General features: G+C 58.8%; 3 protein-coding genes. 1 reads left to right on the top strand and 2 read right to left on the bottom strand.

Going from position 1 to position 7,317, the window contains the following annotated elements; all coding sequences use genetic code 11:
* Nucleotides 1-483: 483 nt before the first annotated feature.
* Nucleotides 484-4,152, bottom strand: a complete 3,669-nt coding sequence (locus ACWCQ1_RS51275; protein WP_451030034.1) for an NACHT domain-containing protein — start codon at nucleotides 4,150-4,152, stop codon at nucleotides 484-486.
* 988 nt (nucleotides 4,153-5,140) lie between these two features.
* Here ACWCQ1_RS51275 and ACWCQ1_RS51270 point away from each other — a divergent pair.
* Nucleotides 5,141-5,539, top strand: a complete 399-nt coding sequence (locus ACWCQ1_RS51270; RefSeq protein ID WP_451030033.1) for a hypothetical protein — start codon at nucleotides 5,141-5,143, stop codon at nucleotides 5,537-5,539.
* A gap of 228 nt (nucleotides 5,540-5,767) precedes the next feature.
* Here the strand turns inward: ACWCQ1_RS51270 and ACWCQ1_RS51265 are convergent, their stop codons facing one another.
* Complete coding sequence (locus ACWCQ1_RS51265) at nucleotides 5,768-6,490, bottom strand: hypothetical protein (RefSeq protein ID WP_451030032.1); 723 nt, start codon at nucleotides 6,488-6,490, stop codon at nucleotides 5,768-5,770.
* Nucleotides 6,491-7,317: the final 827 nt, after the last annotated feature.

Below are 7,317 nucleotides of genomic sequence, written 5' to 3'. Positions count from 1 at the left end.
TGCACGCGCCGATCAGACGCGCACAGCCAAGCCGAGGCAAGCGGTGTCAAGCATCAGGTGAAGCCACAACGTCAAGCATCAACCGAGACAAGACATCTCTGTCGAGTCTCAGTTGGCTCAGACTTTCTCCACGTAATCAAGGCGGCTCGCTCCGCTCACCGCGCGCGGCCCGGCCGCCGGCCGGGCCTGCGCTCCTGTCTCCGCCCCGCTCCAGCCCGGCCGGCGCCCGTGCCGCGCGCTACAGCAATCAGCCGCTTGCGGTGAGAGAAGGGATACGTCGGGGCTGGGGCGGTCGGCTCCGCGGCTTTACGGAGCCACTTTGGCGCGAGCCTCGAAGATCATGGCCCCAACGTCGTGCTTTACCGGGCAGGTCCACTACCTGCCCGACGCGCCGCAAGCTTACGGGGCCATGATCACTCGCGCCAAAGCAGCGCCACCCCAAAGCCGCTCCACCGACCTGTGCCGTCGACCGGTGTCACCATCCTAGATAATCACACCGCCAGCCAAGATGATCGAATCCCCATCACATCCATCGAGATCCAGGTCCCCATCCCGGGAGAAAGATGCTTGGCGCAGGTGAGGATTGAATGACACAGATGCCAAGATCTCGCCGCTAAGCAGCGACCGAATAGAAACCTCTCCGGAGGAGCAAGCTGAAGCCAGCCTGGTTCCATCGCTAGAAACGACGGATTGACCGACTGGGGCGGTGCTGGTCGGTGCGGACCACAGCATCCTCCACCGCTCCGGGGCGCACTCCCATACCTCAAGGCGATTGTCGAAGGAAAACACCAGGTGGCCTGCATCCGGCGTGAATTGCACCTCACCCGCCTCACCTGCATGCCCAGCTGCCTCCCCAACAACATCCTTTGGATACGTCAGACATCCGAGCTCGCTGTGGCGAAGATAAAAATTTTCGCCGTCAGCCATCACGTGCGGAGACTGGCGTCTATTGATCGAATCCTTGACCCCGACAGGAATTCTGGAGACCTCAGAAAATTTAGCTGAGCCTGCTCTCATCTCGAAAATTGCGGTTTCGTGATCCCCGGACGCCCAGAGACTCAGCAGCGATTCGCCTGTGTCATAAGAGAAAAGTTCGAATTGCTCACGGTGAGCGTCCTCTTCGTCGCAAACAGCGAGTTGCTCGCCTGACCTCGGATCAACAATGACCCAACCAATACCAAGGCGATTTCCTTCATCCTCATCCGACATGACAAGCGCTCGGATGCCGCCCCAAAGAATGCTGGAATATACTCGCCCAGGAATCTGATACAGTACTTGGCCCGAGGTTGATGACGCAATTGATGCGCCGAGATAGTCCGAGTAACCCCACGTTCCCTCCTCCCATTTGAAGATTCCACACCCTTCTCCCCACGGGTCCGGGTCTTTCCTTCGCAGCGGAACGCTAATCGCCTCTGAGTTGACATCGCCTGAAGGCCAATGAAGAGCATTGTGGTTGAAACGTTGTTGCCAACGCCGGACGCTGCTCTGCTCTGCGCGCAAAGCAGTGAATGCACCATCCGCATGAAACAGGATTCTCTCCGGAACTACCTTACTGATGAGGAAATCGCTGCCCCGAAGATGCGCACCCTTGAAATTCACTCGCTGCTTGTTCAAAAGAGCTAGTCGCGCACCGGTCAGGTCCGCGCCCGCCATGCTGGCGCCTTCAAGGGAGACATCTAGAAGCAGCTCGCCTGTCTGGCATAGCCCGCTAAGATTTGCGCCGTCAAGTTCTGCTCCAGCAAGAGAGCCACCCGCCTGGCCAATTAGGTTGCCGCAATTTCCGCCCAAATTCTGCGGCTTCGCAAGTTCCGCAGTACCGCGTATAATTTCAATGAGATCACTTTGGAAGTGATCACATTCCTTCACCATTGTAGCCAGAAAATCGAAGATGACAGGATTATATTCGGCAGAGCCAAAGTTGTCGGCCAGCCTATCGCCATCCTCTCGCTGGAACCGTTCAATTTCTGGAAGTGTGCCATCGGCGGCTCGTGAGGAGAAGTATCGCGACCATGAGTAGCTTCTACTCTGCGTACCCTCTACCACGGGTACGAGTCGCAGAAAATCCCCTCGCAAGAGCCCCAGCTCTGCCGCAAACTTAAAGGCCACCAGAAATTCCAAGAGGGATTTATGGGAGGGCCCGTAGTCACCTCTTGAATTCCTGACAAGCATGCCTTGGTTGCGCATATCTTGTTCCCAATAGTCGAGGTCCTTTGCGTTCTCGACGACTGAGCCGAAGCAGGCGCGAAGCTTCTCTGGGAAATCTCGATAGTTCAACCTTAGCTGACTACTGCGGATCATCTCCCAAGCAACTTCACACAGGAAAAATACCTTGTCCGTGCGAGACGTGAATGTACGCTCGGACAAGACATCCCTGTCCATCTTACGCTTAATTGCATACAAATAAATGCGAGCTAGATTGATGACGGCACCCTGCTCGATCTCCGGCAAGGCGTCAATTACCAACTCCGACATAACCGGCCGCCGCATGAGATCGCGCACATCATCGTGATCCATCACGACCTGGAGTTTCGCCGGGGTCAGTAGATGGCCAAGCATCAGTCGAATTTGGTCATCATCGAATGGGATGAGTTCGACTATTTCAAACGTCGGTCCGTCCGCGGGGACGGTTGTCGCAGCGGTCGACACTCGGGCTGCAAAGATATCTCTTGCCTGCTTAGCTTCCGGAAAGTACTCCGTCCGGCTACTTAGGAGAACCTTAGCGCCTGGCTCAGCTACGCTTGCTAGCTCCCAAAAGTTGGAGACCATCGTGTTCCGGTCGGTGCGAGACGCCATCTCGTCGAATCCGTCAAATATGAGCAGGAATCGACCCATCCTATTTAGTACTCGAAAAACATCATAGTTCTTTAGGGCGACATTATGCTTATGGAAGAAGAACTCAGAGAGAAGAGCAGAAACCGACGTCTGCTTAGCGTAGTCGCGGAGAGGGATTACGAGTGGAATGCGGGGACGGGCAACCCCACGCAACTTGGCGTCCTTCCACCCCTGCGCAAGGCGCCCGGCCAGATGCATTGCAAACCATGATTTTCCCATCCCGAACTCACCGAGAATTGAGAGATGTTTCTTGGCGGGGTCGCTGAGCCATGTGTCTACGTACCTATCCAGGCCTCCGTCTCTCCACTCATAGACGCTCGTTTCGCTTGGCGTTTCGGTAAGTGGATCAACCTCTTCCTTCTGGCACGACAAAGGGACATACCTTGTGTCGATTTGTCGCCCCCGGACTTCATTTTCAAGCCAATCAATGTAAGGCTCGAAGTCCGCTTCAAGGTCGATAAGCTCGTCAAAAGAATAGCAGAACAGAACATCTTCGGATTCGCGAGCCCTCCGCCGCGCTGCCTCACTTACCCTGAGGTGCGCGATACCCCATCCCTCTGCTGCGTTCGAATCTGCTACGAGAGTCTTCAGGGTTTCCATTTGATAAGGAGCCAGCTCCCCATCGACACACATGACTACTACTAGATCAAACCTGCCTCGCCGCCGTTGCGGAACTTCCACCAAAAGTGCCACAGCCGATGGGAGAGCACGCCACTCAGATCGCACCTTGTAACCAACAGCGGCAAACCACGTCTGGACGTCACTCTTGAGGCGCTCTGCCGGGCTTGACTCCGCTCGTTCCGGATTCTCAAATTGCCGACGCGCTTCCTCTTCATAACGCGTTTTGAGAACCTGATCGAGCATCCTGGATACGTCGTCAATTTTGTTCTCAACGCGTACCTCGTAGGCGGTTCTGCTGCGGCTGACCAGATCATGGAACTTCGAGATAAAAGACCTTAGTTCCTCATCTACACCGTGACCCAGGTGGCCAAATTCTTTCGTCTCTCTGTTGCGTTCTATGGCCTCTGCTACCTCTCGTGCCAGGCGAGTCCAATCGTCGTCGGAAAACGATCTGTAGAAGGACTGCTGCACATACTCATCTTTGAAGAGATTCAGAAGAGATGAAACGGGGCGCCCATAGAATGTCTCGACTAGAGCATAGGCGTAGAGACTGTAAAAATCCTGGGGCGGTTGCTTGGGGTCGAGATGCAGCTTCTTCAATGCGGAAATAATGCCTGGGCGGCGCATTGCTGCATCTTTTAGCGGGGTAGCGGCCATTTTGCCAATAAGACCAAGTGCTGTCGTTACGATCTCGGCCACAGATCTGCCCCCAGACGAGACGGTGTGTAAGTGCGGAGAGTACCGGCACTCCTGATATCGGCGCCAGTGAAACGCGCAGATTTAGCTACTATGAACGTAACACTGGCACAAGAGTCTCGCCGCCTCGTGCGGCTCTCTACGATGACATCGGCTTCGCCGCAGGTCATCCCCTCGGCGCAGAGCGACACGTTCAGGGCCGATGGGCAGGCGCGGAACGGCTGCAGTGAGCGCTGCGCTACAGCAACGCACTGGAGCAACCACCACAACCGCGGTCGACGCCAAGAACCGCCGGCGACCGACTGACCAACTCCGCGGGGAATCACGAGGAACATCGGAGTGTCGGTTAAGCGGCCAACCAGACTGGGATGCTCCGGAGTCCCAGACCTCGGCGAGCGACACCATGTAGTCCATCAGGGTGGACGCCGAGGTGAGCCACCGGGCGTCGTAGTACGACCACCAGCGCCCGCCCGAGAGTTTGCAGCCGGGGAGGACCTGAGACCGCTCGACCGCCTCTGCGAGCAGCACCTCAGCTCGTGTTATCTGCATTGCCCTTCAGGGACTGAGCCACAGGTGCCACAGGTGCTCCGATCAGCTGTGTCTCACTGCTATCAATCGTGAAGTGAGGCACGAGGACCATCAGGAGTGTTGATGTCGAGCATGGAACGGGCCGTGTCACCCAGCATGGGCGCCGTGACCATGGTTCTGGTCGATGACCAGAACCAGTCGACCGCCACATGATCGGCGTGAGCACCTCGACCGTGGCCCGTCTCACTTTCCTCTTATTCAGCCCCGTTTACCGTCCTTCAGGCTAGATCCGATGCCATCCACGCACCGGCGGCCAGCCGCCCATGAACGCAGGTGAACGCCCATGCACACAGCCCACCACCCCACCACCGCAGTTGGAAAGCGTGCGCATGGTGCGGAGGCCGCTGACCGCCCCGCGGATGTTCAGCCGTCGCTGTCAGTACCGAGCTGTACGGTCCCGCCCATGGCTGAGAGACCGACTACGAGCTGGCGTCACGGCATAGCTGAGGAAGCCGAGCAGCTTGCCGCCGGCACCCTGGACGCCGAGTGTGCCTGCATGGCAGCGCTGTTTCCCGAGGAACTGCTTACGGCGACCGACGTAGTCCTCGACGCGTTCGAGGGCGAGCTTCCTGGACTTGGCGAGGCCGCTGACGAGCAGGTCTTTGCTGTGGTGGAACGCGTCGTCCTGGCCCTCAACGCGGTGGACGACGCCCAAAACGGCAGGGCCTTCGAAGCTGACGAACGCGAAGAGCTGTGCGACTACATCGACCAGTCGCTCACCGAGCACGGCGTCGATGTTGTCGCCCTGACCGCCCGCCACGGCCTCGGCCGGTACCAGCTCACGGACAAGTGGCGGAAGTAGTAAGGCGGCTCACCAACACGATCCGCCGGACATCGCACGACTGCGCACCACAAGCGCACCAGATCGAGCGGGGAACAGCGGGGAATCACGGTGAAAGCGGCCAGGCCCGACGATACCGCTCACTGGCCGTCCGCCCAGGTCAGCGCCCGAACCGCCTCCAAATGCTCGCAGCTTCCCAAGCTGAGGGCCTGGAAGCCGTCGTCACGGACCAGCCGTCGTGGGCCTGCTCTACAACTCCGCATCCCAGCGCGCTCGTAGTGACGCACCGCCGGCAAGGCTGTCGTCGAGGAAGCCGGACAGTTCCTGAAGTGCCCCCAAGACGCGCTGGAGGTCGGCGCGACGTTCGCCGTTAGCGATGGTGAGGTGGAACCAGATGAGGGGGTCAGCCCACACTCTTCGATCCGGTTGCGAAAGAAGATCGCAAAACTCTCTGTAACTTCGGAGTCGTCCATCGGGTTCGAGAATGACGTCGGTGCCGAGGCTGGTCTGTGTTGCGTAGTAGACGTCACACGCAGCGAACGCTACATGGACCTTCAATATCAGAGCAGCCAATCTTGTGTCGTCCCTTCCGGGTAAGCGCAGGAACGGTATGTCGCTACGGGCGCGAGTCATCTGGGCGAACAGGCATGCAATCATCCAGATGCTGGAAACCAGCGCTACGCCCGTCCCGGCGAACCAATCGGCGTCCTTGTTATCGATGTCCTGCGGCTGGTTGACGAGCTGAGCAGGCCGATAACAGCCGCGACGGTCGATAGCAGTGGCGTAGAGGGAGAGCCGATGGTGAGCTTCAGCGGTGTGCCACCTCAGGGGGTTGAGATAGGACATGTTGTGCTTCTCGCGTTGAGTGCGCTTGATATCCAGCCGTTGCTGTCGACCCGTCAGCCACACGAGCCCCATGGAGATCACACCTGAAGTGAATGCCGAGATCAGCGTTACCGAGAGGGCGTTCACACGACTATCTCCTTCGACATTTCCCTGCAGCGGCCCGAACAGCCTTCTCACCAAGAGTCCGCCGGGGTGGATTCCCTCCTCAAGACCGCGGCCCCATGGCTGAGGGCGCCGCAGCCCAGTCACACGGTGTGCTGTACAGCAGCCTCCCCGCACCCGACCATGGTCGAGGGCATTTTCAGGGCCCGGAGAGGGGAGAGCATGGCTGACAGGGAGGCGGCAATCCGCGCTGTAGCGCGCCAATCTGACCGCGTCCACTGGGTACGGGAGTGGCCCGACCAGCCGACCTTACGAGACCGGATCCGCCGATGGATGAACCCCGCGTGCTACCGCTTCGACTGGACCACGACCCCCTCGGAACCCTGGGTGGACCGGCCCGCCGGCTACTACGAGCGAACAGGCTGGCGCATCCGAGCGGCCTACGTCCTATCCGACCTGGCTTTCGAGGTCGAGTACGTGGTCTGTGATCTGTGCAAGATCGGCTGGGTTGAGGCTCCTCACTCGTACGAGGGCTACAAACGCTATGGCCTTGCCTCAGCCGCTCTCCGATCGCTGCGCCATGGGTACCCAAAAGTCCCGTGGCACACGGGCGGCGGCCATTTCCGCGAGGCCGAGCCGTTCTGGAGTTCTGTCAGCGTCGGCGTACCTGGCGGCTACACCCAGCAGCAAAGGTGTCGTCACGTGGAACCGTGGCGAGCACGGTGATCGTGAACACGCTTCTGGGTGCGTGACCAGTGAGCCTTTTCAGCGGTGCCTCTCCAGGGTGAGGATGGCGGCTGCGATTGACGACAGTCGGTTCGGGCTGCACCGGGCTTTGCGGAAGATCCGCC

Source organism: Streptomyces sp. NPDC002144, from assembly GCF_053593695.1.
This window is presented reverse-complemented; position numbering and strand designations above follow the sequence as displayed.

Bases quoted from the DNA above. Each gene is read 5' to 3' on its own strand.
- ACWCQ1_RS51270 (WP_451030033.1), top strand. From the start codon at position 5,141: ATGGCTGAGAGACCGACTACGAGCTGGCGTCACGGCATAGCTGAGGAA.